Origin of the sequence: Falsibacillus albus, assembly GCF_003668575.1 — a bacterium.
In the GTDB taxonomy this organism is placed as follows: Bacteria; Bacillota; Bacilli; order Bacillales; family DSM-25281; genus Falsibacillus; species Falsibacillus albus.
In genome coordinates this window covers 1-24,883 of the sequence record NZ_RCVZ01000005.1, presented here as the reverse complement: position 1 = coordinate 24,883, position 24,883 = coordinate 1, and the positions used below count along the sequence as shown (strand labels likewise).

Genomic DNA, 24,883 nt, shown 5'->3' with positions numbered 1-24,883 from the left:
CTTGAAAGGGTCGGCCTTTTTATTTGATGTGTTCTACCTTGTCCTTCACATTCATAATTTATATGGAAGGAGGAGGAGAACGTGAGAAAGAGTCTGGTAGTTGAAATAGGTTTGATTGTGATCATTACGATTGCAGCCGTTCAGAATCCGTTATCAAGTCAATATGTATATCGGCTGAAGGAAAGTGCCGTCGAAGCGGCGGGCTCGAATAATGATGTATATTCAAAAATAGAAAAAGCAGCAGAACAATTTTCAATTAAGCCACAAGATGCTAAAATTGATAGAGTATGGAAAACCATCCCTGGATATAATGGACTGAAAGTGGATATAGATGCCTCTTATAAAAAAATGAAAAAAGATCAAACGTTTAGTGAACAAAAGCTCATATTCAAGCAGGTTCCGCCTAAAGTCCATCTGAAGGATTTGCCTCCCGCCCCGATCTATAAAGGAAATCCCGATAAACCAATGGTTTCCCTACTAATAAATGTAGCTTGGGGGAATGAATTCCTCCCTGATATGCTGGCAACATTGAAAAAACAAAACATTCATGCAACCTTTTTTCTTGAGGGAAGATGGGTGAAGCAAAACCCTAAGCTTGCAAAAATGATCGTCGATGCTGGTCATGAAATCGGGAATCATTCGTATACACATCCGAATATGAAAATATTGTCGTCCAATCGGATCAAGGACGAGTTGTCAAAAACAAATGATGTGATTAAAGCGACGACTGGGACAGAGGTAAGATGGTTTGCGCCTCCAAGTGGAAGCTACAGGGATGAAGTTGTTCAAATCGCAGATGAACTCAATATGGGAACGATCATGTGGAGCGTTGATACAATCGATTGGCAGAAGCCATCTCCGGATGTCCTGATCCAAAGGGTTGTATCAAAAGTCCACCCTGGTGCCATGATATTAATGCATCCGACAGAATCATCCTCAAAAGCGCTTGATCAGTTAATCACCCAAATTAAAAAGAAGCAATTGCGTTTTGGGACAGTTTCTGATTTAGTAGATGAAGAGAGGATCGTCAAATTATCGGCCGCTGATCAGGCAGAATGAGATAATCAAAGCAATCTCTGTGTATTCAACAAGAATAGGAGGAACACTTTTGATCAAGAAATATACATGCCAAAACGGCGTAAGAATTGTACTAGAAGAAATCCCAACCGTACGTTCGGTTGCTATCGGAATATGGATAGGGACTGGATCAAGAGATGAGACCCCAGAAAATAACGGAATCTCTCATTTTTTGGAGCACATGTTCTTTAAAGGAACTGAAAATAGAGGAGCACGTGAAATAGCTGAAGCATTCGATGCAATCGGAGGGCAGGTAAATGCATTTACCTCCAAAGAATATACGTGCTATTATGCGAAGGTGCTGGATAACCATTCTGAGATGGCACTGGATATATTGTCCGATATGTTTTTCAACTCCACTTTCGATCAAGAGGAGCTGAAGAAGGAAAAGAATGTCGTTTTTGAAGAAATAAAAATGTATGAAGACACTCCGGATGATATCGTCCATGATTTATTAAGCAAGGCAGCTTATCAAAGTCATCCGCTAGGTTACCCTATTTTAGGAACGGAAGAAACACTTGATACTTTCGATCAGAACAAATTAAAAGAATACATGCACAATATGTATACGCCTGACAAGGTTGTGATATCCATTGCAGGAAATATCAATGAAGAATTCATCCGAACAGTGGAGAAAAAGTTTGGTACATATAAGGGTGGAAATCGAGCTATTTTTGAGAAAGAACCGGAATTTCACTTTAATCAACTTGCTCGGAAAAAAGACACTGAACAAGCCCACTTATGTTTAGGGTTTGAAGGCCTTCAAATTGGGCATAGAGATGTTTACAGCCTGATCGTATTAAATAATATTCTTGGTGGAAGCATGTCATCAAGGCTATTTCAGGAGGTACGAGAAAAAAGGGGACTTGCATATTCCGTATTTTCGTACCATACCTCTTATAAAGACAGCGGTATGGTAACCATTTATGGAGGAACAGGCGCTAAGCAAATGGACCAATTATTTGATACCGTGCAAGAAACATTGGCACTATTGAAAAAAGACGGGATCACTGAAAAAGAATTACTGAATAGCAAGGAGCAGTTAAAGGGCAATTTGATGCTGAGCCTCGAAAGTACAAATAGTCGAATGAGCCGGAATGGGAAGAACGAACTCCTGCTTGGCAGGCACCGCTCACTAGATGAGATCGTCGACGAAGTGGATTCAGTGACCATTAAAGGCGTCAATGAATTAAGCAACCGTATTTTCACCGACCTTTATTCGCTATCCTTAATCGGTCCAAATGGTGATTTGCCAAAAGGTATTTAATATAAAAATGATGGGAGGGCTCCCGGGTGATCGTTCATCCGGAAAGCCCTCTCTTTTAAGTTCTTTTTCAAATATTGGGCTTTTAATGAAAATGAGACTGGGGAGGGAAAAGGGGGCAAGGTGAGGAGCGAGGAGGCTCACCACCAGCCCCGCGGAAAGTGAGCATCCTTCCGTGGAAATCAACTTTGCACAACCCATTGTAGATTCTGCTCTTCTCAAGACAAAACAGTGGTAAACATAATCTAAACTAATTCCTGAAATCCACTTCTAAAATGGAAAAGCTTTTTATACATTGATATAAAAGGAAGACATGGAGGTGTGCAACATGAGGCTAAGTGAACTCAGCGGAAAAGAAATCGTCGATTACCGCAGAGCCGAAAGGTTGGGCGTATTGGGACAAACCGACCTTGAAATTGATGCAAGGACCGGGCAAATCGGCTCGCTCATCATCCCAACCGGGAAATGGTTCGGGAGCAGGAATAAAGGAGCAGAAATTCGCGTTCCATGGACGCATATCCGCACAATCGGGAGCGAAATGATGATTTTGGAAGTTCCAGAAGACCGATAAATTTCAGATAAAGGACCGTTCCGTTTTTGGGGACGGTCTTTTATTTGCTTTTTTCTCGAAAATACTTTCTCAAATGTTCTTGTTTTACAGGCTTTCTTTTATATAACTCATCAGATGCAGCATCGAACCACCTCACTTCGTGTGAGGCTCCTCGGAAAGCCATCATCCTTCTAAGGAAATCAACCATACATAACCTCTGATGAATAGCAGCAAAAATGACGAAAACCGCCTTTTGAATTTGGAAATGAAAAAACTGCATAACTATTTGAATGGATGACTCACCGAATGTTTTTCTTTCTCATACACTGATGAAGTGAAAACGATTTTAACAGTTCGATGATTAAGACTAAAGAAGGTGAATGCATTGATGTTGACTGGAATGCAGATCACAGTGATCGGCGGAGATGCTCGTCAACTGGAAATCATTCGAAAGCTGACCGAATTGGACGCTAAACTATCTCTTATTGGATTCGAACAGCTGGACCATGCATTTACAGGAGCAGTGAAAGAAAAATTGAATGATGTGGACTTTACCACGACAGACGCGATCATATTGCCAGTGCCGGGGACGAATTTAGAAGGCAAAGTGGAAACCATTTTCTCAAATGAAAAAGTATTGCTCACCGAAGAGATTTTAAGAAAAACGCCTGCGCATTGTACCGTTTATTCCGGGATCAGCAACGCGTATCTTGATGGAATAACCAAGAAAGCAGACCGTCGGCTCATCCAGCTTTTTGAACGGGATGATGTTGCTATCTATAATTCTATTCCGACGGTGGAAGGCACCATCATGATGGCGATCCAACATACCGATATTACGATTCATGGCTCGAATGTGACTGTATTGGGACTTGGAAGGGTCGGAATGAGCGTTGCGAGGATTTTTAATCATTTATGTGCAAAGGTCAAGGTAGGAGCTCGCAAATCAGAGCATATTGCCAGAATCACCGAGATGGGATTGACCCCTTTTCATTTGAATGATCTGGCTAAGGAAGTACAGGATACAGATATTTGTATCAATACGATCCCGCATCCAATCGTCACGGCAAGTGTCATTGCCAAAATGCCCCCGCAAACTTTGATTATTGATTTAGCTTCCAAGCCAGGTGGAACGGATTTCCGATATGCGGAAAAAAGGGGCATAAAGGCTTTGCTCGCTCCTGGACTGCCGGGAATCGTCGCACCTAAGTCTGCCGGTCAAATCTTGGCTGGTGTCCTATCACAACTGCTCGAGGATGATCTCTTGAATAGAAAGGAGTCTACAACATGAGTTTGGCAGGAAAAAGGATCGGTTTTGGATTAACAGGTTCACATTGTACGTATGATGCTGTATTCCCGGAAATCGAAAAGCTTGTAAGTGCCGGCGCTGAAGTAATACCCGTCGTAACTTTTACCGTTCAAAACACAGAGACCCGTTTTGGAAAAGGAGAAGATTGGATCGAAAGGATAGAAAAAGCCACAGGGACGAAAGTGGTGGATTCCATTGTGAAAGCAGAACCATTGGGTCCTAAATTGCCGCTTGATTGTATGGTCATTGCCCCGTTGACAGGGAATTCCATGAGTAAATTCGCCAATGCGATGACCGACAGTCCTGTATTGATGGCAGCAAAGGCCACACTAAGGAATCATCGGCCGGTCGTATTGGGGATATCCACTAACGATGCACTGGGGTTAAATGGAGTAAATCTGATGAAATTAATGGCAGCCAAGGATATCTATTTCATCCCATTCGGCCAGGATGAACCGCAAAAGAAGCCGAAATCGATGGTGGCGAGGATGAGTATGCTTCAACCGACGATTCTCGAGGCGATTGAAGGCCGTCAGATCCAGCCTGTATTGGTAGAAAGATATATGGATGGGGAGTAATTCCCCTTCAACTTTTTCCCGAATTCTGATTGAAAATTATATGGGTATTAAATTGAATGTGTTAAAATAAACGTTATTAATATTTTCATTAATTATTACTGAAGAATCGGAAGGGGAATAAATCTCATGTCAGCATCAGGTTTACATGTAGCGGTTGTCGGCGCGACCGGCGCCGTGGGTCAACAAATGGTACAAACTTTAGAAAATAGAAATTTTCCAATTCGAAAATTGACTCTTCTTTCCTCAGCTAGATCTGCAGGGACGAAGGTTTCATATAATGGCCAGGACATCATTGTTGAGGAGGCAAAGCCGGAAAGCTTTGAAGATGTGGATATCGCATTGTTCAGCGCAGGCGGAAGCATTTCAAAGCTGTTTGCTCCCGAGGCGGTTAAACGCGGGGCGATCGTGGTAGATAATACAAGTGCCTATCGAATGGATCCGGATGTCCCGCTCGTCGTTCCTGAAGTGAATGAGGAAGATTTGCGCACTCATAATGGTATCATAGCTAATCCAAATTGCTCTACGATCCAAATGGTTGTGGCATTGGAGCCGATTCGAAAGAAATATGGCCTGTCAAAGGTTGTTGTTTCAACTTATCAAGCTGTATCCGGTGCAGGTGCAGCCGCTATTGAAGAATTGCACACCCAATCGCAGGATATTATTGATGGAAAAGAAGCCAAACCTGAAATCCTGCCTGTGAAAGGTGATCAGAAGCATTATCAGATTGCTTTCAATGCTATTCCTCAAATCGATAAGTTTCAGGATAACGGCTATACATTTGAAGAAATGAAAATGATAAATGAAACAAAGAAAATCATGCATATGCCACAATTAAAAGTGGCTGCAACATGTGTCCGTTTACCAGTTGTCACAGGACATTCTGAATCCGTATATATTGAATTGGAGTCAGAAAATACAACGGTGTCAGAACTACAGGCCCTTTTAGAATCTGCACCTGGAATTGTTCTCCAGGACCGTCCTGAAGAACAGTTATATCCAATGCCGGCTCACTCTGTTGGAAAGAATGATGTCTTTGTTGGAAGAATACGTAAAGATTTGGATGACCAGAAAGGCTTCCATTTATGGATCGTTTCTGATAACTTACTTAAAGGTGCAGCATGGAATTCAGTGCAAATTGCAGAAAGTTTAGTGAAGTTGGGAATAGTGAAGTAATCCCGACATAGACTAATCGAAAATAACTCCTATATTAAACACTTGAAATAGGAATGGTTTGAGGTGTAACAATGAAAATGATCGTACAAAAGTTTGGCGGCACGTCGGTTCGTGATCCCGAGAGCCGTAATCAAGCTAAAAAGCAGATTGAGAAAAGCATTGCTGAAGGCTACAAAGTCGTGGTTGTGGTATCTGCAATGGGAAGAAAAGGTGAACCATATGCAACAGATACACTGCTCTCGCTTGTAGGGGGGCAGGGCACGGCAATCAGCAAAAGGGAGCAGGATGTTCTGCTTTCATGTGGAGAAACGATTTCGAGCGTGGTTTTTACCAATTTGCTAATTCAATCTGGAATTAGTGCAGTGTCGCTTACAGGTGCACAAGCTGGCTTTATTACCAATAACGATCATACAAATGCTAAAATCATTGAGATGAAGTGCGACCGCATCATACGCGAATTGAAATATAATGATGTCGTCGTGGTTGCAGGTTTTCAAGGTGCAGCAAAAAATGGGGATATCACCACGATCGGACGTGGTGGAAGCGATACATCGGCTGCAGCCCTAGGAGCAGCATTGAATGCAGAATGGATTGATATCTTCACTGACGTAGAAGGGATCATGACAGCTGACCCGCGGATTGCTGAAAAGGCGCGTCCGTTGGAAGTTGTCACGTATAATGAAGTGTGCAACATGGCTTACCAGGGCGCCAAGGTCATTCACCCAAGGGCAGTGGAAATCGCCATGCAGGCAAAAGTGCCGATCCGGATCAGATCCACATATTCAGATGGGATGGGTACCTTGGTCACATCCATGAATAAGCAAAATAGAGGTTCTGATATAAGGGAGCGCCTTGTGACGGGGATTGCTCATGTCGGCGGCGTAGCACAAATTAAAGTGTTCGCTAAAAAAGATCAGTATAATTTGCAATCAGAAGTGTTCAGCGCAATGGCCCGTGAAAATATCAGCGTCGATTTTATTAATATTTCGCCAACAGGAGTCGTCTATACTGTCTCACAGGCGGTCCTACCTCGGGCATACTCTGTACTTAAGGACTTAGGTTACGATCCGAAGGTGGAAGAAGGGTGTGCAAAAGTTTCGGTGGTTGGTGCAGGGATCACAGGCGTTCCCGGTGTAACATCAAAAATTGTGACTGCCCTTTCTGATGAAGGAATCCGAATTCTTCAATCGGCAGACAGCCATACGACCATATGGGTGCTGGTGAAGGAAGACGATCTGGTGAAAGCGGTCAACGCTTTGCATGATGCTTTTCAACTACAAAAAGATATTTTTGAATACAATGCGACGGATTTTTAATTTTTATTGAGGCAAGGAGAGTATGAAGATGATTAATTTTGGCCGTGTATCTACAGCAATGGTCACACCTTTTGATAACAAAGGGAACATCGATTTCGCAAAAACAACGACACTTGTCAATTACTTGATTGAAAATGGTACGGACTCATTGGTCATCGCCGGAACGACTGGTGAATCACCTACATTGACAACGGAAGAGAAGCTTGCACTGTTCCGCCATGTGGTAAAGGTAAATGGTGGAAGGGTGCCAATCATCGCCGGTACTGGAAGCAACAATACACAAGCAACAATCGAGTTGACGAAAAAAGCGGAAGCCATCGGGGTTGACGCTGCCATGATTGTCGCTCCTTATTATAATAAACCAAGTCAGGAAGGGATGTACCAGCATTTTAAAGCGGTTGCTGAGTCTACTTCCTTGCCTGTCATGCTTTATAATGTTCCGGGACGATCAGTGGTGACGATCCATCCAGAAACTGTGATCAAGCTTTCAAAGCTGCCAAACATTGTGGCAGTTAAAGAAGCAAGCGGTGATTTGGATGCCATGACAGATATCATTGCCGGAACGGATGAGGATTTTGCTTTATATAGCGGCGATGATGGATTGACCCTTCCTGTATTATCGATCGGTGGAAACGGAGTTGTTTCAGTTGCATCCCATGTGATCGGAAATGAAATGCAGGAAATGATCAGCGCTTTTTATGAAGGAGAAATACCAGCAGCCTCCAAACTGCATCAGAAATTACTGCCATTGATGAGAGGGTTATTCTCCGCACCAAGCCCGACTCCTGTCAAGACCGCCCTCCAAATGAAGGGTCTTGATGTCGGATCTGTGAGGCTGCCATTGATTCCTTTAACTGAACAGGAACGCAATGGAATTGCTTCTTTATTAAATAATATTAAAGAATAATTTGCCCGGATTAGGTGGGTGACTCAGTATCAAAAGGCATCGAGTGAGCTTCTCCTCGATGCCTTTTGTGTTTGGAAGTTTTCGCAAAGCTTCTTGTTTTTAAAGGCTGTTTTCTAAAAGATTGTTGTTTTTGCACAAACTTTACGAAAAGAGCCTTTTTAAATCTAGTTTTTGTGAATCATTCTACAACTGTTGTTGGGAGCGAGCATCCAGCTGCTGTAATCAACCTTGCAAGTATTACAAACCTTGCAATAGAAGCATACAACAATCAGTGGCGGCTTTAAAAAGGAGCATATATTTTATAAGCTATGAATTAGCATGCCCATCCTCTCTTGCATTAATTTAGTTGTAATGGCAATTTATCATCAAGTATAATAAACATAACTGATTAATGATCGGGAAATTCAACATGGGAGGAACGAAAATTGCTAAATAGAGAGACTGAAATGATTAAGATCATTCCACTTGGTGGAGTAGGAGAAAACGGAAAAAATATGTATGTTCTTGAAATTGACCATGAAATGTTCGTTATCGATTCGGGTTTGATGTTCCCGGAAAACGAAATGCTTGGTATTGATATTGTTATTCCTGATATTTCTTACTTGGTTGAAAATAAAGATCGCATCCAAGGAATATTCTTGACTCATGGCCATGAAGATGCATTGGGAAGCCTTTCCTACGTTCTTAAAAAAATAAAAGTTCCTGTCTTTGGAACAAAGCTTACAGTGGCTCTTGCTAAAGAGAAGCTAAAGGAACAGGATTACAAAGGGGCTCCACCAAAATTCGTCACCATCCATTCTGATTCAAGATTAACATTCGAAACAGTCGAGATTTCATTCTTTAAAACGACACATAGCATCCCAGATTCCATTGGTCTATGTTTTCATACATCTGAAGGAAATATTGTCCATACGGGTGATTTTAAATTCGACCAGGCGGCTGAAGGCATGTATCAACCAGAAATCGGAAAAATGGCAGCAATCGGTCAAGAAGGCGTTTTATGCTTATTATCCGACAGTACTGATGCTGAACGCCCAGGGTACTCCATCTCGGAGTCGGTCATTGCTTGTCAAATGTCCGATTCATTTCATCAAGCAAAGGGCAGGATCATCGTTGCATGCTTCGCTTCCAATTTGATTCGGATTCAGCATGTGTTCAGGGCTGCCAAGGAAAATGACAGAAAAGTGGCGCTTGTAGGAAAAAACATCCAGAGAGTGATTGATCTTGCTGTAAATTTGGAGTATCTGGAAGTCGACAGCGACCAAATCGTTTCTGTAGAAGAAATCAATCAGCTACATGATGATGAAATCGTGATTTTGACGACGGGGATTCAAGGGGAACCGATCGAGGCGCTTCAAAAAATGGCCAAACAAGCACATAAATTAGTGAACATCCAGGAAGGCGATACCGTATTCATCACTGCAACTCCGTCCCCTGGATTGGAAATTCTCATGTTCAAAACGATGGACATGCTGTTTAGGGCAGGGGCGAACGTTTTGTCCAGCTATAAAAAAGTCCATGTTTCTGGCCATGGAAGCCAAGAAGAATTAAAATTGATGCTGAACCTGATGAAGCCTAAATATTTCATTCCTGTACAAGGGGAATATAGGATGTTAAAGGCCCATGCGAAAATCGCCCAAAGCTTGGGGATGGATTCTCATCAAATATTCATTCCTGAAAAAGGTGATGTCATTGAATATAAGAAAGAAAGAATGAAGATGTCCGGCAAGGTTGCCGCTGGCAATGTCCTAATAGATGGTATCGGTGTAGGGGATGTAGGGAACATCGTATTGCGTGATAGAAGGCTCCTATCTCAGGATGGAATATTCACTGTTGTGGTGACATTAAATAAAAAGACAAGAAGCATCGCATCGGGTCCCGAAATCATTTCACGAGGATTTGTCTATGTGCGGGAATCGGAAAAATTGATGGAGCAATCGACCAAACTGGTAAAGGACATCGTAGAAGGCTACCTTGCGAGGGATGCTTATGAATGGTCCAATATCAAGCAGGATATACGAGACCAGCTGAATTATCTATTATTTGAGAAAACGAAGCGCCGTCCAATGATCTTGCCGATCATTATGGAAGTATAATTAGTCGTTTGCACAAATAAAAATTAAAGAGGAATGGAGCAGGGCAAGAGAGGCCTGCTCCATTTTGTTTTCCGCCGAAGTTAAACGACAGATCACATGGCCCTCCTTTCAAAAAGCAAGCACCCTGCCGAGGAAAACAGATCTTACTCATATTTGATGTTTTTTTGACGTCCAAGAATGAAAAAAGTTGGAAAGTAAATACTAACGTTATCATTCGTCCGAAGGGAGATAACGTTATGGAATACCACATGAATGAAGAGCCGCAAAAGGATAAAGATGAAAAAGATGATAAACCATCAGGTTTAATGGAAAAAATACAGCAATTGGGTCAAACGAATGTTGCTCAGCTATCGCAGGATTCCAAAATTCATTGTTTGACGATTGTTGGTCAAATTGAAGGGCATATGCAGCTGCCTCCCCAAAATAAAACCACCAAATATGAGCATGTAATACCACAATTGGTAGCAATCGAACAGAATCCGAAAATAGAAGGACTCCTCGTATTGCTGAATACCGTCGGCGGCGATGTAGAGGCTGGGCTTGCCATTTCTGAAATGATCGCTTCGTTGTCAAAGCCTACAGTATCCATTGTATTGGGGGGCGGGCATTCGATAGGGGTGCCGATTGCAGTATCATGTGATTATTCATTCATTGCAGAAACAGCCACGATGACGATACATCCTGTCAGGTTGACCGGTTTGGTGATCGGGGTCCCACAAACCTTTGAGTATTTAGATAAAATGCAGGATCGTGTAGTGAATTTTGTAACGAAGCACTCAGAGATGTCTGAAGAAAAATTCAAGGACTTGATGTTTGCCAAAGGTAATTTAACAAGGGATATCGGAACAAATGTAGTGGGGGCTGATGCCGTGAAGGATGGATTGATCAATGAAGTCGGCGGCATCGGAAAAGCGATGATGAAATTGAATGAAATGATTGAAATGAAAGCAGAGCATAAAGATCAAGAGGGGATGATTCAATGATCCTATATACGACCGTCCCCCAGGAGCTCATCTTTCCTGCTGATGCATCAAGCTATTCGAATCAAAAAATGGTCACGTTCAACGGAGTGCCGTTAATGGTTGAACAAAATGAGCGAGGCTACAGGGTTCTTCGCGTTTTAAGCAGCGATCCATCACATTTTTTAGATCGGTCCTATGAACCCGGCCAATATATTCAAATGTAGTAAAAGGCTTAGAATGAACCATTTTCGTGCTGTTTGGACTATGCTATAATATAACAATAGGTGAAATATTTACTGATGAGGCTATTTCTAATGAAGCCGTGCGCACTGTGAGCCTATATGAAGACCCAAAATGGGGGATATATAACTCATGAATAGTGCGTAACGATTTCAAAGGACATGCCTCATCATTGTTTTTTTGAAGGCTCTTTTCCCATGCTTCGTTGCTTTAGCCAATAAAGTAGTTTGTTTATGCAAAGTATCAACTTCAAAATAGCGTATATAGGCAGAAAAGAGCTGGAAAACGATAATTCAACCAACAAAATAGCTATTTATACGCTAATATCGCTTATAGGATTTTAACAACAATTTATCTTTACGGGAACAGCCTTATGGAAACCTGTCTATACAACACAAGGTTGTAAACAAAGGACTGGGGCAGGATGAACAAGTTTGTCCGCTCCCTGGAATACATATTAAACTTGATATTTAGGTGATTAACTTATGGCAAAGAGAAAAAAAAGAAGCCGAAAATCAACGGATTTGAAAAGGACCCTTCAATTTGAATTGATCGGGATTCTGTTGGCGGCGCTCAGCGTCATTTCCATCATCAAGCTTGGAGCCGTGGGCAAGGCCGTCGTGCTTTTCTTTCGCTTTTTCCTTGGTGAATGGTATATGACCGCACTCATTGGAATCATACTCTTAGCAGGATATTTTATGGTGAAGAGGGAATGGCCCTACTTTTTCAAAAGAAGGCTTGTAGGACTTTATGTCATGCTGTCGAGCATGCTTCTTCTCAGCCATCTTCAAATTTTCGGCCAAATGGCCAAATCCGGTCCTTTCAAAAATCCAAGCGTCATCACCAACACATGGGAGATGTTCTGGATGGAGGTAAGAGGGGAGACAAGTACACAGGAACTCGGCGGAGGAATGATCGGTGCCATCCTTTTTGCCATGTCGCATTTTTTATTCGATTCAAAAGGCACCAAAATCGTCGCAATTGTATTGATCTTGGTTGGTTTTATATTGATTACCGGCAAATCGATCGGCGATTCCGTGGCAAAGGTCGGAAATATTTTTGGGACATTTTTTCAAGAACAATGGGAAGCCTTCCGTGAAGATATGAGGGAATGGTCAGAGGAAAGAAAGAATAAAAAACAACAGAAGCAAGAACAAGGGAAAAAAGAAAAGAAGAAACCGAAAGAAGCTCCAGCTGAACCTGACTCATATTCCAATGAAGAGGATCAACCGGCTGAGAAGCTAGAACCGATCATTTCTAGCTTTGCAGACAGGGCTTATTCTTCCTCTTCCGCTGGTCCAGGTTCCGGCGATGAAACGGACGGAAAAGGAAAGGCAATGATTGGAGAAGAAAGCGGCAAGGCATTGGACGAAGGGGAAGAAAATGCACCACCCATTACATTTACTGAAGTCGAAAATGAAGATTATCAATTGCCATCCATCGGAATTTTGAAAATGCCTAGAGCAACAGATCAAAGCAATGAATACGAATTAATTCATGCAAACGCGGCAAAACTCGAACGGACGTTCCAAAGTTTCGGTGTAAAGGCGCGCGTCACACAAGTGCATCTTGGACCGGCGGTGACGAAATATGAAGTTCATCCCGATGTGGGAGTGAAGGTAAGCAAAATCGTAAGCTTGAGCGATGACTTAGCATTGGCCCTCGCAGCAAAGGATATCCGCATCGAGGCACCGATCCCTGGAAAATCGGCTATCGGGATAGAAGTGCCAAACTCGGAGGTAGCCATGGTTTCTTTACGGGAAGTATTGGAATCCAAAGAAAATGACAAGCCGGATGCCAAGCTGCAAATCGGACTTGGCAGAGATATAACAGGAGAAGCTGTATTGGCAGAACTCAATAAAATGCCGCATTTATTGGTTGCTGGTGCAACCGGCAGCGGAAAAAGTGTTTGCATCAATGGAATTATCACGAGTATTTTAATGAGGGCAAAGCCTCATGAAGTAAAATTAATGATGATTGATCCAAAAATGGTAGAGTTAAACGTTTATAATGGAATTCCCCATTTATTGGCGCCGGTTGTGACTGATGCGAAAAAAGCTTCTCAGGCATTAAAAAAGGTCGTCAGTGAAATGGAACGAAGATATGAGCTATTCTCCCACACGGGTACAAGGAATATTGAAGGCTACAATGAACATGTCAAACGCCATAATACAGAAACGGGAGAAAAACAGCCCCTTCTTCCATATATTGTCGTTCTCGTCGATGAGCTGGCAGACTTAATGATGGTAGCTTCCAATGATGTGGAAGACTCCATTACGAGGCTTGCCCAGATGGCAAGGGCTGCGGGGATCCATTTGATCATCGCTACGCAGCGCCCATCTGTTGATGTCATAACTGGTGTCATCAAGGCAAATATCCCATCACGAATTGCATTCGCAGTGTCCTCTCAGACCGATTCACGAACGATACTTGATATGGGTGGTGCTGAAAAGCTTTTAGGCCGAGGAGACATGCTATTCCTTCCTGTAGGGGCTTCGAAGCCTGTCCGTGTTCAAGGTGCTTTTCTATCGGATGAAGAAGTAGAGGAAATCGTTGATTTTGTCATTGGACAGCAAAAGGCACAATATCAGGAAGAAATGATTCCTGAAGATATTCCTGAGACTTCGGAGGAAGTGGAAGACGAGCTTTATGATGATGCTGTGCAATTGGTGGCAGAAATGCAGACGGCCAGCGTTTCGATGTTGCAGAGAAGGTTCAGGATCGGCTATACGAGAGCTGCGCGTTTGATTGATGCAATGGAATTAAGGGGAGTGGTCGGTCCATATGAAGGAAGCAAACCCCGGACTGTACTGGTATCAAAATCTTCGGAAGAACATACTTCTTGATTCCTGCAGCGGTATTCAAGTGTTCAGAAAAACACAGGTTATTCATGCCTGTGTTTTATTTTTATGCAAAAATAGGAGTGATATTGTAAGAGGTCAGACATCTATCGTCTATATTTGGAATGTGACATACTAATGAAAGCGTTTTATATTTCAAAAGTAAGAAAATTGTAATAAGGAAAAACAGTAATTTATATGTAAAAAGAACCATTTATTTCTATAAAACCGCTTGTTTATTGCATGTTTTTCCCAAAAGTTGTCTTGAAAATTAAAATTATTTAAACTAATGCTAGTTTTTTTTACAAAAACTTAATACCCTATTTATTTATAGTAAAAAAAGTGTTATAGTATTTTCGATTAGTAGGAATGATATACATCAGAGGTCTGATGTCTTGAGAAAAAATGGTGGTGGATCCAATGACAATTAAATCTGACAGTAGACATTTGTATTTGCAAGTAATCGATCGAATCAAAAAGGATATAGAAGCCGGTATATATAGAGAGAAAGAGAAGCTTCCTTCTGAATTCGATCTTGCAAAACAATTGGGGGTAAGCAGGGCAACCTTGCGTGAAGCTCTTCGTATATTGGAAGAAGAGAATGTGATTATCAGACGTCACGGAGTAGGGACATTTGTTAACGCAAAGCCTTTGTTTACTTCGGGAATTGAACAATTGAATAGTGTTACAAACATGATCAAACAAGCTGGAATGGAACCGGGCACCATTTTCTTAAGTTCCTCGACTCAAGGACCGACAGAGGACGATGTTCGTCGATTTTCATGTGGTATGGATGAAGAGATGGTTGTGATTGAAAGGGTTCGGACAGCCAGTGGAGAGCCGGTTGTATATTGCACTGATAAGGTTCCTGGAAGCGTTTTCCCTGGTGATTTCACCCATGAGGATGGATCGATTTTCACTTTTTTTGAACAAGAAGGGAAGCGGAAGATCACACATGCTGTGGCCCAAATCGAACCGATTGGATATCATGAAAAAATTTCACCGATTTTGGAATGCGACCCTGAAACTGCGCTGCTTGTTTTGAAACAGCTGCATTTCGATGAAAATGACGAACCGATCCTTTATTCTGTCAATTATTTCAAAGCAGACAAATTCAGCTTCCAGGTGCTGCGGAAACGCATCAACTAAGCTGGACGGACTCTTCTAGTCTATGCACCTACTAAATCATCCAATTAAATTACAGGGGGTAACTTGAGTGAAAAAGCGTAAACTTGGTGTAGCATTATCACTAGTACTGGCAGCCGGAACACTTTTAGGCGCTTGTGGGACAAGCGATAAAGAAGGCAAGAACGGCGGAGATGGAAAAGATAAATTCACTGTTGCAATGGTTACGGACGTTGGGGGAATCGATGATAAATCATTCAACCAATCCGCGTGGGAAGGAATGCAGAAATTCGGAAAAGACAATGGCCTTGAAAAAGGTCCAAACGGATATGACTATTTGCAATCTCATGAAGATGCAGACTATACAACAAATTTAAATACAGCTGTCCGCAAAAACTTCGATTTAATCTATGGAATCGGCTTCAGCATGGCGGATGCGGTTGATAAAATTGCAAAACAGCGTAAGAATGCTCACTTTGCAATCGTGGATTCAGTAGTGGATGATCCAAACGTAGCAAGCATCACTTTCAAAGAAAACGAAGGTTCTTTCTTGGTTGGTGTTGCTGCAGGTCTTACAACTAAAACAAATAAAATCGGCTTTATCGGCGGCGTTGAAAGCCCGCTGATCATTAAATTCGAAAGCGGATTTATTGCAGGTGTTAAATCAGTCAACCCTGATGCCGATGTCAAAGTACAATATGCAGGAAGCTTCACAGATGTTTCAAAAGGACAGCAAATCGCATCAAGCATGTATTCTTCAGGTGCTGACGTCATTTATCATGCTTCCGGTGGTACAGGAAACGGCGTGTTCAAAGAAGCGAAAGACCGCAAGAAGAAAGATCCAAACAAAGATTTCTGGGTAATCGGTGTTGACCGTGACCAAACGGATGAAGGAAAAGTTGATGTTAATGGCGAAACCAAAAATGTTACTTTGACTTCCATGGTTAAACGCGTTGACTTGGCAGTGGAAGATTTGTCTAAAAAAGCAATGGATGGCAACTTCCCAGGCGGCAAGGTCATTGAATATGGATTGGACCAAGATGGAGTCGGAATTGCCCCTACACAAGATAATTTAACGGATGATATTGTAAGCAAAATCAAAGAATACAAAGATAAAATCGTGAACGGAGACATTAAAGTCCCTGCAACACGCGATGAATTAAAAAGCTTCAAAGCTGAGTAAGCTCTGATTCTGAGGAATAAACGGGTATAGCACTTCCTATACCCGTAATTGTTCCTTTTTTAATAAACAGATCATCTACAAAAGACTGAATAGAGTCCGGAATGTTTGGAGAGTTGTTTGGTCAACTGTCATAGCAGCCATAGTAAAATGCTAAATAGAGATTTGAAAATTAGATCGATTCCTATTTCTATTTAGGATTTTATAATAGGAAACGCAATCTATTTTCCTATTTTTTCTAAGAAGTCTGACCTCATACTACTTGAATATGGGATATAAGGAGTGAAAAGGGTGGAACACGTTATTGAAATGCTCAATATTCGTAAGGAATTTCCAGGGATCGTTGCAAACGATAATATCACCCTCCAATTGAAAAAGGGTGAGATCCATGCTTTGCTAGGAGAAAATGGCGCTGGAAAATCAACTTTAATGAATGTGCTTTTCGGACTTTACCAGCCAGAAAAAGGGGAAATTCGAGTCAAAGAAAAGCCTGTGAAAATAACAAACCCGAACATTGCCAATGATTTGGGGATTGGCATGGTTCACCAGCATTTCATGCTTGTCGACACATTTACGGTAACTGAAAATATCGTGCTGGGTAAAGAGCCAAAAGCCCTAGGGAAAATTGATATTAAAAAGGCTGAAAAAGAAGTAAGGGAAATATCGGAGAAATATGGGCTTGCTGTCGATCCGCAGGCGAAGATTTCAGAAATTTCTGTTGGCATGCAGCAGCGTGTGGAAATTTTGAAAACACTCTACCGCGGTGCAGAAATCCTGATTTTCGATGAACCGACTGCCGTCTTGACACCACAGGAAATAAAAGAATTGATTCAAATCCTTAAAAAGCTGATCAATGAGGGTAAATCCATCATCTTAATCACGCATAAGCTGAAAGAAATCATGGAGGTATGTGACCGTGTAACAGTTATTCGCAAGGGGAAAGGGATAGGCACATTGAATGTGTCCGATACAAACCCGGTCGAATTGGCGAGTTTGATGGTCGGCAGGGAAGTTACATTTAAAACTGAGAAGAAAGATGCTGTTCCAAAAGGAAATGTGCTTGAAGTTGAAAATCTTGTCGTTAAAGATCACAGAGGAGTCTCTTCGGTCAATGACTTGAATCTTTCCGTTCGCTCTGGAGAAATTGTCGGTATAGCTGGAGTCGATGGAAATGGACAGACTGAATTAATTGAGGCTTTGACAGGCCTTGCAAAATCGGAAAGCGGTAAAATCAAGCTTAATAATAAGGAAATACAAAATCTAAAGCCTCGAAAGATTACAGAGTCCGGAGTGGGGCATATTCCCCAGGACCGCCATAAACATGGTCTTGTACTTGATTTTCCAATTGGAGAAAACATGGTGCTCCAAACTTACTATCAATCTCCATTTTCCAAATCCGGGGTGCTGAATTATAAGACAATCTATCAAAAGGCAAAACAATTGATTTCCGAGTTTGATGTAAGGACGCCAAGTGAATTTACCCTTGCCCGTGCACTATCTGGGGGGAATCAGCAGAAGGCAATCATTGGACGGGAAGTAGACCGTGATCCGGATTTATTGATTGCGGCACAGCCTACTCGAGGATTGGATGTTGGAGCAATAGAATTCATCCATAAACGCTTGATTGAACAACGGGATAAAGGCAAGGCAGTATTGCTTATTTCATTTGAATTGGATGAAATCATGAACGTAAGTGATCGTATTGCTGTCATTTATGAAGGCCGCATCATAGATATCGTCAATCCGAAGGAAACAACTGAGCAAGAATTGGGCTTATTAATGGCCGGATCCACTCGTTCGAAAGAAGGTGTCAATTCAAATGATTAAACGTTATATGAATGTTTTCGTTCCACTGATTGCGGTATTGCTGGGTGTTATCGCCGGATCGATCATCATGCTGGTGAGCGGCTATAACCCTATTGCAGGATATACATCATTATGGAATGGTGCATTTGGTGAGATATTTTATGTAGGAGAAACCATTCGCCAGGTCATCCCATATATTTTAGCTGGACTGGCTGTTGCATTTGCCTTCCGGACAGGACTTTTCAACATCGGAGTAGAAGGTCAATTGATCGTTGGATGGCTGGCCGCGGTTTGGGTCGGACTTGCATTCGATCTCCCGAAATTCATCCACCTTCCATTGGCAATTTTGGCGGCTGCGGTTGCTGGTGGATTATGGGGATTTGTTCCAGGTATTTTAAAAGCAAAATTAAAAGTTCATGAGGTTATCGTGACAATCATGATGAACTATGTGGCATTGCATGTTTCCAATTACATCATTCGCACAGTTTTATCTGACAAGAGCGATAAGACAGATTCCATTCACGCATCAGCATCATTGGCATTCAGTGACAAGATGCAGCAAATGACTGATTATTCTCGACTTCACTGGGGATTCCTGGTAGCAATCATCTGTGTTTTCATAATGTGGTTCCTGCTTGAGAAAACAACGAAAGGCTATGAATTGAGATCTGTCGGATTCAATCAGCATGCCTCTGAGTATGCAGGTATGAATGTAGATAGAAATATTGTCCTTTCGATGGTTATTTCTGGTGCGTTCGCTGGACTGGCTGGTGCGATGGAAGGATTAGGGACATTCGGTTATGCGTCCATCAACTCAGCATTTACAGGAATAGGATTTGATGGGATTGCTGTTGCTCTTCTTGGAGGCAACACTGCAATCGGTGTCGTTTTTGTAGCAATCCTATTTGGTGCTCTGAAAGTAGGGGCGTTAAATATGCCAATGGAATCCGGAGTTCCAAATGAATTGGTCGATATCATCATCGCTTTGATCATTTTCTTTGTTGCTTCCAGCTATCTGATTCGCGTTTTCCTATTAAAAATGAGCAAAAAGGAGGGGAAATAAGTGGACATAATTCAAGTCTTATCGATCATCGTCCCATCTGCCCTATTATTTGCAGCACCACTTATTTTCACTGCCTTGGGCGGTGCGTTTTCTGAGCGTTCAGGTGTCGTCAACATCGGGTTGGAAGGCTTGATGGTCATCGGAGCGTTTACATCAATCGTTTTTAATTTAAGCTTTGCCGATACTTTTGGAGATGCCACGAAATGGTACGCCCTATTGGCAGCTATGGTTGCTGCTTGTTTGTTTTCTTTGCTGCATGCGGTCGCATCGATCACATTCCGGGCAGACCAAGTCGTTTCAGGTGTGGCAATCAACCTGTTGGCGGTAGGCTTGACATTGTTTCTCGTCAAACTTATTTACGGCAAAGGGGAAACCGATATGGTGTCCCAGGCTTTCAATAAAGTGGATATACCGATATTGTCGCATATCCCATTGATTGGAAGGATTTTCTTTGCCAATACGTATTATACGTCTTATGTAGCGATCATCGCTGCAATAGTCGTTTGGTACATTATTTTCAAAACACCTTTCGGATTAAGGCTGCGTTCTGTCGGTGAACATCCGATGGCTGCAGATACAATGGGTATCAATGTAACGAAAATGCGATATATCGGTGTCATGATATCCGGTGCATTGGCAGGAATTGGCGGAGGAATCTTTGCTGAATCCATTTCTTCTAACTTCGGCCACGGTACCATCAACGGACAGGGCTACATGGCATTAGCTGCTTTGATCTTCGGCAAGTGGAATCCGCTAGGTGCGATGGGAGCTGCATTGTTCTTCGGCTTTGCTCAAAGTTTGAGCATCGTGGGGAAGAGCTTGCCGTACCTTGACAGCATTCCAAGTGTATATTTATTGATTGCACCATATGTACTCACCATACTTGCACTTGCTGGATTCATCGGAAGGGCAGATGCACCGAAAGCATTGGGCCATCCATATGTGAAAGGGAAAAGATGATTTGTGAGAAATGATAAAACAATAGCGTGCTAATTTCTTCAGACTGTAAACAAATTCAATGAATGGATTTGTTTACAGTCTTTTTTTTATCTTTCTTATAAAGTAGCCATAATTTGATGTTGATTTGAGCGGAAGGTGCGAGACTCCGGAGGGCTCACCGCCCGCCTCTCTAAAAGCAAGCATCCTGCAGCGGAAATCAACTTTACAAAAACTTGAGAAATATAAAACTATATGAATGAAAAAAGTAATTATATCACTGATTTTCTTCATTAATTTCCCTGAATGGGTAAAACTTGATAGTTGGCTTCGTAAACATGTATAGTAAGGATAAATTTACAACAAACTAATTGATGCTGAAAAATATGTTCTGAAGCGTGAAATTGATAAAAGGAGGAGTACGAATGGCAAAGGTAAATGAATCGATTAAAGATAAAAATGGCTATCATCTCCATGTAATCAAAACTGAAAAATATAAGACGAATACATTTGTCTGGAAGATGAAGGCACCTCTGACAGAAGAAGATGTGACACTCAGGGCTCTGCTTCCCCAGGTCATGCAGAGCAGCACAAAGGACTACTCGACGACCACAGAGCTGCGTTCCTATCTGGATGAGCTGTATGGCGCCAGCTTCTATGTGGATCTTGCCAAGAAAGGTGAGTACCATATCATCAGTTTCACCTTGGAGATTGCCAATGAAAAGTTTTTGAAGGACCAAACTCCTTTATTAAGAAAGGGCATGGAATTTTTAGCATCAGTCATATCCAATCCGAATGTCGAAGATAATACGTTTCATCATGAAACGGTCGAGAAGGAAAAACGGACTTTGAGACAGCGCATACAGTCCGTATATGACGATAAGATGAGGTATTCCAATGCGCGGCTGGTAGAGGAAATGTGCGAAGGAGAACCTTTTTCGCTTCATGCCAATGGAACGAAGGAGAAAGTCGATGAAATCACGGCTGATTCTCTTTATCAATATTATCAGCGGTCTATCGCAGAAGACGAATTGGATTTTTATATAATCGGTGATGTGGAAGAACCAGAGGTGGAAACGCTTTGTAATGAACTATTTTCCTTTAATCCGAGGACGCCTCAAACGGTTGAAGTTTCAAGAGGCAAATCGGATAGTGAACCTAAGGAAATAAAAGAAAATCAAGATGTAAAGCAAGGGAAACTGAATATCGGCTACCGTACAAACATAACTTTCGGGGAAGAAGATTATTTTCCGTTGACGGTCTTCAATGGCATTTTTGGCGGTTTTTCACACTCCAAACTTTTTATCAATGTCCGTGAAAAAGCCAGTCTTGCCTATTATGCTGCCAGTATAGTGGAGAGCCACAAAGGGCTTTTGATGGTCATGTCCGGGATTGATAATAACAATTATGATCAAGCGGTAAAAATCATCCATGAACAGATGGATGCAATGAAAAAAGGAGATTTTACAGAACAGGAAATCGAGCAGACAAAAGCGGTCATTCGAAATCAGCTCCTTGAAACCATTGATACTGCACGAGGGATGGTTGAGGTCCTTTATCATAACGTCGTTTCAAAACAAAATATCACGATCGAAGAGTGGCTGCAAAGTGTGAAAGAAACCACAAAGGATCAAATCGTCGCTGCAGCCGATAAAATTAAGCTTGATACGATTTACTTTCTTACAGGAACGGAGGGGAATCAATCATGAAGAAAATTGATTTCGATCAACTGCAAGAATCGCTATATTTCGAAAAGATGGAAAATGGTTTGGATGTCTATATTTTGCCAAAGAAGGGGTTTAACAAGACGTTCTGTACATTTACGACAAAATATGGGTCCATTGACAATCATTTTGTTCCCCTTGACCAAACTGATTTTGAAAAAGTACCTGACGGGATCGCACATTTCCTAGAGCATAAATTGTTTGAAAAAGAAGATGGAGATGTATTCCAGCAATTCAGCAAGCAGGGCGCATCATCCAATGCATTCACTTCATTCACTAGGACGGCCTACCTTTTTTCAAGCACTTCCGATGTGGAAAAAAATTTAATCACCCTCATCGATTTTGTACAGGATCCATATTTTACAGAGAAGACAGTCGAAAAAGAAAAGGGAATCATTGGTCAAGAAATAACGATGTATGATGATAATCCTGACTGGCGCCTGTATTTTGGCTTGATTCAAAATATGTACCACCATCACCCAGTGAAAATCGATATTGCCGGAACGGTGGAATCTATTGCTGATATAACGAAGGATATGCTGTATTTATGCTATAACACATTCTACCACCCGAGCAATATGCTTTTGTTTGTAGTCGGTCCGGTAGACGCTGAAGAAACAATGTCGCTTATCCGCAATAATCAAAACAAAAAAGATTTTAAAGAACAAACAGAAATCAAGCGGAAGTTTGAGGAAGAACCGACAAATGTGGCAGAAAAGAAGCAAGTGTTGAAAATGAATGTCCAATCATCCAAATGCCTTGTGGGCATCAAGGCATTGGACGTCAATCAATCCGGACAAGAAATGCTTAAAAATGAGTTAACGATCAATGTCATGTTCGATATGCTATTTGGTAAAAGCTCTCAGAATTATTTTGATTTATACAACGAAGGGTTGATTGATGAATCCTTTTACTATGATTACACGCAAGAATCCGGGTTTGGATTCGCCATGATCGGAGGGGATACCGAAAAGCCGGATCAGCTTGCCGATCGCATCCAACAAATCCTGCTTGCTGCAAAGAACGGGGAAAGTTTATCAGAAGAAGCTCTCGAACGGTCTAAGAAGAAAAAAGTCGGGGCATTCTTAAGGGCAATCAATTCACCTGAATATATCGCGAATCAATTTACCCGCTATGCATTCAACGAAATGGAGCTCTTTGAAGTTGTCCCTACTTTGGAAAAGATCACATTTGAAGATATCAAAAGAGAAGCAGCAAGGTTAATCGAGGAAGACCGTTTAACCGTGTGCCAAGTCATTCCGAAATAGTCATTGTCTGAAACCGCGACAACTAAATTCGCGGTTTTTTTCCTTTGAACTGATATAATATTAAGTAATTAAAGCAGTGCAGAAAGGACATTCACTCTTGAAAAAATTCGCGTTGATTACAGGTGCAAGTGGAGGAATTGGGAGAGCGGCAGCAAAGTCACTTGCTAAGGAAGGCTGGAATCTTTATTTGCATTACCATCAAAATGAAGAAGCATGTAAAACATTAATGGAAGAGCTCTCACCGCTTGACCTGGAGCTTATCCCGATTAAAGCTGATTTGAATACACCAGGCGGGATCAAGCAAATCACCGATCAGCTATTCGAGCTGGATGCCATTGTTTATACATGCGGCACATCCCATTATGGTTTATTCGTCGATACAGCTACAAGCGATATGAAAGACATGATGACATTGCATGTAGAAAGCCCGATGATCCTCATTCAGCAATGTCTGCCTAAATTAATGAGAAAAGATCATTCATCCATAGTCCTCATCAGTTCCATCTGGGGACAGACCGGAGCTGCATGCGAAGTATTATATTCAACAGTGAAAGGAGCTCAAATTGCCTTCGTTAAAGCCCTTAGTAAAGAAGTCGCCAGAAGCGGAGTCCGTATCAATGCCGTTGCTCCAGGGGCGGTTGAAACGAGGATGATGAGCGGATATACAGATGAGGAGCTTAAGGAGATTGAGGACGATATTCCAATGGGCCGGATCGCAAGACCTGACGAAATCGCAGAGGCAGTATTATTTCTGATCTCTCCAAAATCCTCTTATATGACGGGGCAAGTTATGGCTGTAAATGGCGGATGGCACACTTAAAAAAGCTGTTCATTTGATTTTGATTGAGAGGTAGTTGCGAGACTCCGCTGCGAAGCGAGGAGATATTAGGCGGATGTTCGATTAAGTTCGACACGTCGTGTGCCAACAGCGAAAAACCCCACTTCGTGTGAGGCCCCTCGGAAAGCGAGCATCCTGAAGCGGAATTCAACCTTACACAACCTTTAATGAATAGCAGCAAACTATACGAAAAGAGCGTTATGAAAAGACTTGAAAAAATTACGTTTGAATGCATATTTTGAATCTCCGGTAGCAAAATAATCATTGAACTTAAATAAAGGAGGTTCAATCATGTCTGTTTTAAATAATTGGGAAGATTGGAAGAGCTTCTTGGGTGACCGCTTAAATCAAGCTGAAGGCAAAGGTATGAATAATGAGGCTGTGACAGATTTGGCCTATCAAATCGGGGATTATTTGGCAAATGAAGTAGAAGCTAAAAATGATCAAGAGAAAGTGTTGGCCGACCTTTGGTCAGTTGCTTCCCCGGAAGAACAGCATGCGATTGCCAGCATGATGGTTAAGTTGGTTCATAATAACGGCACCCGCTAAGAGAGAGGACTTTCCTCTCTCAGCTTGTAGAGAAAGAGGTATTTCTTCTCTACAAGCTTTTTTGTTGTAACTAACTTTCCAA

At 41.9% G+C, this 24,883-nt stretch carries 21 protein-coding genes; all 21 read left to right on the top strand.

Features of this window, described 5'->3' with window-relative positions; translation table 11 throughout:
* Positions 1 to 81: 81 nt before the first annotated feature.
* On the top strand, positions 82 to 1,059 hold the full coding sequence (locus tag D9X91_RS08710; RefSeq protein ID WP_121680223.1) for a polysaccharide deacetylase family protein: 978 nt from the start codon (positions 82 to 84) through the stop codon (positions 1,057 to 1,059).
* A gap of 49 nt (positions 1,060 to 1,108) precedes the next feature.
* Entirely contained in the window at positions 1,109 to 2,344 is a 1,236-nt protein-coding gene (locus D9X91_RS08705; RefSeq protein WP_121680222.1) for a M16 family metallopeptidase, read from the top strand.
* Positions 2,345 to 2,669: 325 nt separating this feature from the next.
* Complete coding sequence (locus D9X91_RS08700; protein WP_121680221.1) at positions 2,670 to 2,912, top strand: YlmC/YmxH family sporulation protein; 243 nt, start codon at positions 2,670 to 2,672, stop codon at positions 2,910 to 2,912.
* Between the two features lie 367 nt (positions 2,913 to 3,279).
* Positions 3,280 to 4,182, top strand: coding sequence for a dipicolinic acid synthetase subunit A (dpaA, locus tag D9X91_RS08695; protein ID WP_121680220.1), 903 nt, complete (start codon positions 3,280 to 3,282; stop codon positions 4,180 to 4,182).
* Positions 4,179 to 4,778: a dipicolinate synthase subunit B gene (gene dpaB / locus D9X91_RS08690; protein WP_121680219.1), complete on the top strand. Its 600-nt coding sequence runs from the start codon at positions 4,179 to 4,181 to the stop codon at positions 4,776 to 4,778. The genes dpaA and dpaB overlap by 4 nt, the downstream gene beginning before the upstream one ends.
* Positions 4,779 to 4,904: 126 nt before the next feature.
* Positions 4,905 to 5,951, top strand: coding sequence for an aspartate-semialdehyde dehydrogenase (gene asd, locus D9X91_RS08685; RefSeq protein WP_121680218.1), 1,047 nt, complete (start codon positions 4,905 to 4,907; stop codon positions 5,949 to 5,951).
* A 71-nt stretch (positions 5,952 to 6,022) separates the two neighbouring features.
* On the top strand, positions 6,023 to 7,267 hold the full coding sequence (gene dapG, locus D9X91_RS08680; protein WP_121680217.1) for an aspartate kinase: 1,245 nt from the start codon (positions 6,023 to 6,025) through the stop codon (positions 7,265 to 7,267).
* Between the two features lie 28 nt (positions 7,268 to 7,295).
* Positions 7,296 to 8,174, top strand: coding sequence for a 4-hydroxy-tetrahydrodipicolinate synthase (gene dapA / locus D9X91_RS08675; protein ID WP_121680216.1), 879 nt, complete (start codon positions 7,296 to 7,298; stop codon positions 8,172 to 8,174).
* A gap of 425 nt (positions 8,175 to 8,599) precedes the next feature.
* Positions 8,600 to 10,270, top strand: coding sequence for a ribonuclease J (locus D9X91_RS08670; RefSeq protein ID WP_121680215.1), 1,671 nt, complete (start codon positions 8,600 to 8,602; stop codon positions 10,268 to 10,270).
* 236 nt (positions 10,271 to 10,506) lie between these two features.
* Positions 10,507 to 11,253 carry a ClpP family protease gene (locus tag D9X91_RS08665; RefSeq protein WP_121680214.1) on the top strand — a complete coding sequence of 249 codons (747 nt, stop codon included), beginning with the start codon at positions 10,507 to 10,509 and terminating at the stop codon, positions 11,251 to 11,253.
* Positions 11,250 to 11,456 (top strand): YlzJ-like family protein, encoded by a 207-nt coding sequence (locus tag D9X91_RS08660; protein ID WP_121680213.1) that lies wholly within the window; start codon positions 11,250 to 11,252, stop codon positions 11,454 to 11,456. The genes D9X91_RS08665 and D9X91_RS08660 overlap by 4 nt, the downstream gene beginning before the upstream one ends.
* 501 nt (positions 11,457 to 11,957) lie before the next feature.
* The gene (locus tag D9X91_RS08655) at positions 11,958 to 14,318 is read left to right on the top strand and encodes a DNA translocase FtsK (protein WP_121680212.1); all 2,361 of its coding nucleotides are present in this window, start codon (positions 11,958 to 11,960) and stop codon (positions 14,316 to 14,318) included.
* Between the two features lie 414 nt (positions 14,319 to 14,732).
* Complete coding sequence (locus D9X91_RS08650; RefSeq protein WP_121680211.1) at positions 14,733 to 15,461, top strand: GntR family transcriptional regulator; 729 nt, start codon at positions 14,733 to 14,735, stop codon at positions 15,459 to 15,461.
* Between the two features lie 67 nt (positions 15,462 to 15,528).
* On the top strand, positions 15,529 to 16,620 hold the full coding sequence (locus tag D9X91_RS08645) for a BMP family lipoprotein (protein ID WP_121680210.1): 1,092 nt from the start codon (positions 15,529 to 15,531) through the stop codon (positions 16,618 to 16,620).
* Positions 16,621 to 16,908: 288 nt separating this feature from the next.
* On the top strand, positions 16,909 to 18,444 hold the full coding sequence (locus D9X91_RS08640) for an ABC transporter ATP-binding protein (protein WP_121680209.1): 1,536 nt from the start codon (positions 16,909 to 16,911) through the stop codon (positions 18,442 to 18,444).
* Complete coding sequence (locus D9X91_RS08635) at positions 18,437 to 19,486, top strand: ABC transporter permease (RefSeq protein ID WP_121680208.1); 1,050 nt, start codon at positions 18,437 to 18,439, stop codon at positions 19,484 to 19,486. Before D9X91_RS08640 ends, D9X91_RS08635 begins: the two co-directional genes overlap by 8 nt.
* Complete coding sequence (locus tag D9X91_RS08630) at positions 19,487 to 20,446, top strand: ABC transporter permease (protein WP_121680207.1); 960 nt, start codon at positions 19,487 to 19,489, stop codon at positions 20,444 to 20,446.
* Between the two features lie 401 nt (positions 20,447 to 20,847).
* On the top strand, positions 20,848 to 22,131 hold the full coding sequence (gene yfmF, locus D9X91_RS08625) for an EF-P 5-aminopentanol modification-associated protein YfmF (protein WP_121680206.1): 1,284 nt from the start codon (positions 20,848 to 20,850) through the stop codon (positions 22,129 to 22,131).
* Positions 22,128 to 23,414 carry an EF-P 5-aminopentanol modification-associated protein YfmH gene (gene yfmH, locus D9X91_RS08620; protein WP_121680205.1) on the top strand — a complete coding sequence of 429 codons (1,287 nt, stop codon included), beginning with the start codon at positions 22,128 to 22,130 and terminating at the stop codon, positions 23,412 to 23,414. The genes yfmF and yfmH overlap by 4 nt, the downstream gene beginning before the upstream one ends.
* A gap of 97 nt (positions 23,415 to 23,511) precedes the next feature.
* A complete protein-coding gene (gene ymfI / locus D9X91_RS08615) occupies positions 23,512 to 24,234 on the top strand; it encodes an elongation factor P 5-aminopentanone reductase (RefSeq protein WP_121680204.1) in 723 nt (240 codons plus the stop codon).
* Positions 24,235 to 24,543: 309 nt separating this feature from the next.
* Positions 24,544 to 24,801, top strand: coding sequence for a DUF3243 domain-containing protein (locus D9X91_RS08610; protein WP_121680203.1), 258 nt, complete (start codon positions 24,544 to 24,546; stop codon positions 24,799 to 24,801).
* Positions 24,802 to 24,883 lie beyond the last annotated feature (82 nt).

Excerpts from the sequence above, each read along its gene's own strand:
- D9X91_RS08700 (WP_121680221.1), top strand. The coding sequence starts at position 2,670 with ATGAGGCTAAGTGAACTCAGCGGAAAAGAAATCGTCGATTACCGCAGA.
- dpaA (WP_121680220.1), top strand. The coding sequence starts at position 3,280 with ATGTTGACTGGAATGCAGATCACAGTGATCGGCGGAGATGCTCGTCAA.
- dpaB (WP_121680219.1), top strand. The coding sequence starts at position 4,179 with ATGAGTTTGGCAGGAAAAAGGATCGGTTTTGGATTAACAGGTTCACAT.
- asd (WP_121680218.1), top strand. The coding sequence starts at position 4,905 with ATGTCAGCATCAGGTTTACATGTAGCGGTTGTCGGCGCGACCGGCGCC.
- dapG (WP_121680217.1), top strand. The coding sequence starts at position 6,023 with ATGAAAATGATCGTACAAAAGTTTGGCGGCACGTCGGTTCGTGATCCC.
- dapA (WP_121680216.1), top strand. The coding sequence starts at position 7,296 with ATGATTAATTTTGGCCGTGTATCTACAGCAATGGTCACACCTTTTGAT.
- D9X91_RS08665 (WP_121680214.1), top strand. The coding sequence starts at position 10,507 with ATGGAATACCACATGAATGAAGAGCCGCAAAAGGATAAAGATGAAAAA.
- D9X91_RS08660 (WP_121680213.1), top strand. The coding sequence starts at position 11,250 with ATGATCCTATATACGACCGTCCCCCAGGAGCTCATCTTTCCTGCTGAT.
- D9X91_RS08655 (WP_121680212.1), top strand. The coding sequence starts at position 11,958 with ATGGCAAAGAGAAAAAAAAGAAGCCGAAAATCAACGGATTTGAAAAGG.
- D9X91_RS08650 (WP_121680211.1), top strand. The coding sequence starts at position 14,733 with ATGACAATTAAATCTGACAGTAGACATTTGTATTTGCAAGTAATCGAT.
- D9X91_RS08635 (WP_121680208.1), top strand. The coding sequence starts at position 18,437 with ATGATTAAACGTTATATGAATGTTTTCGTTCCACTGATTGCGGTATTG.
- yfmF (WP_121680206.1), top strand. The coding sequence starts at position 20,848 with ATGGCAAAGGTAAATGAATCGATTAAAGATAAAAATGGCTATCATCTC.
- yfmH (WP_121680205.1), top strand. The coding sequence starts at position 22,128 with ATGAAGAAAATTGATTTCGATCAACTGCAAGAATCGCTATATTTCGAA.
- D9X91_RS08610 (WP_121680203.1), top strand. The coding sequence starts at position 24,544 with ATGTCTGTTTTAAATAATTGGGAAGATTGGAAGAGCTTCTTGGGTGAC.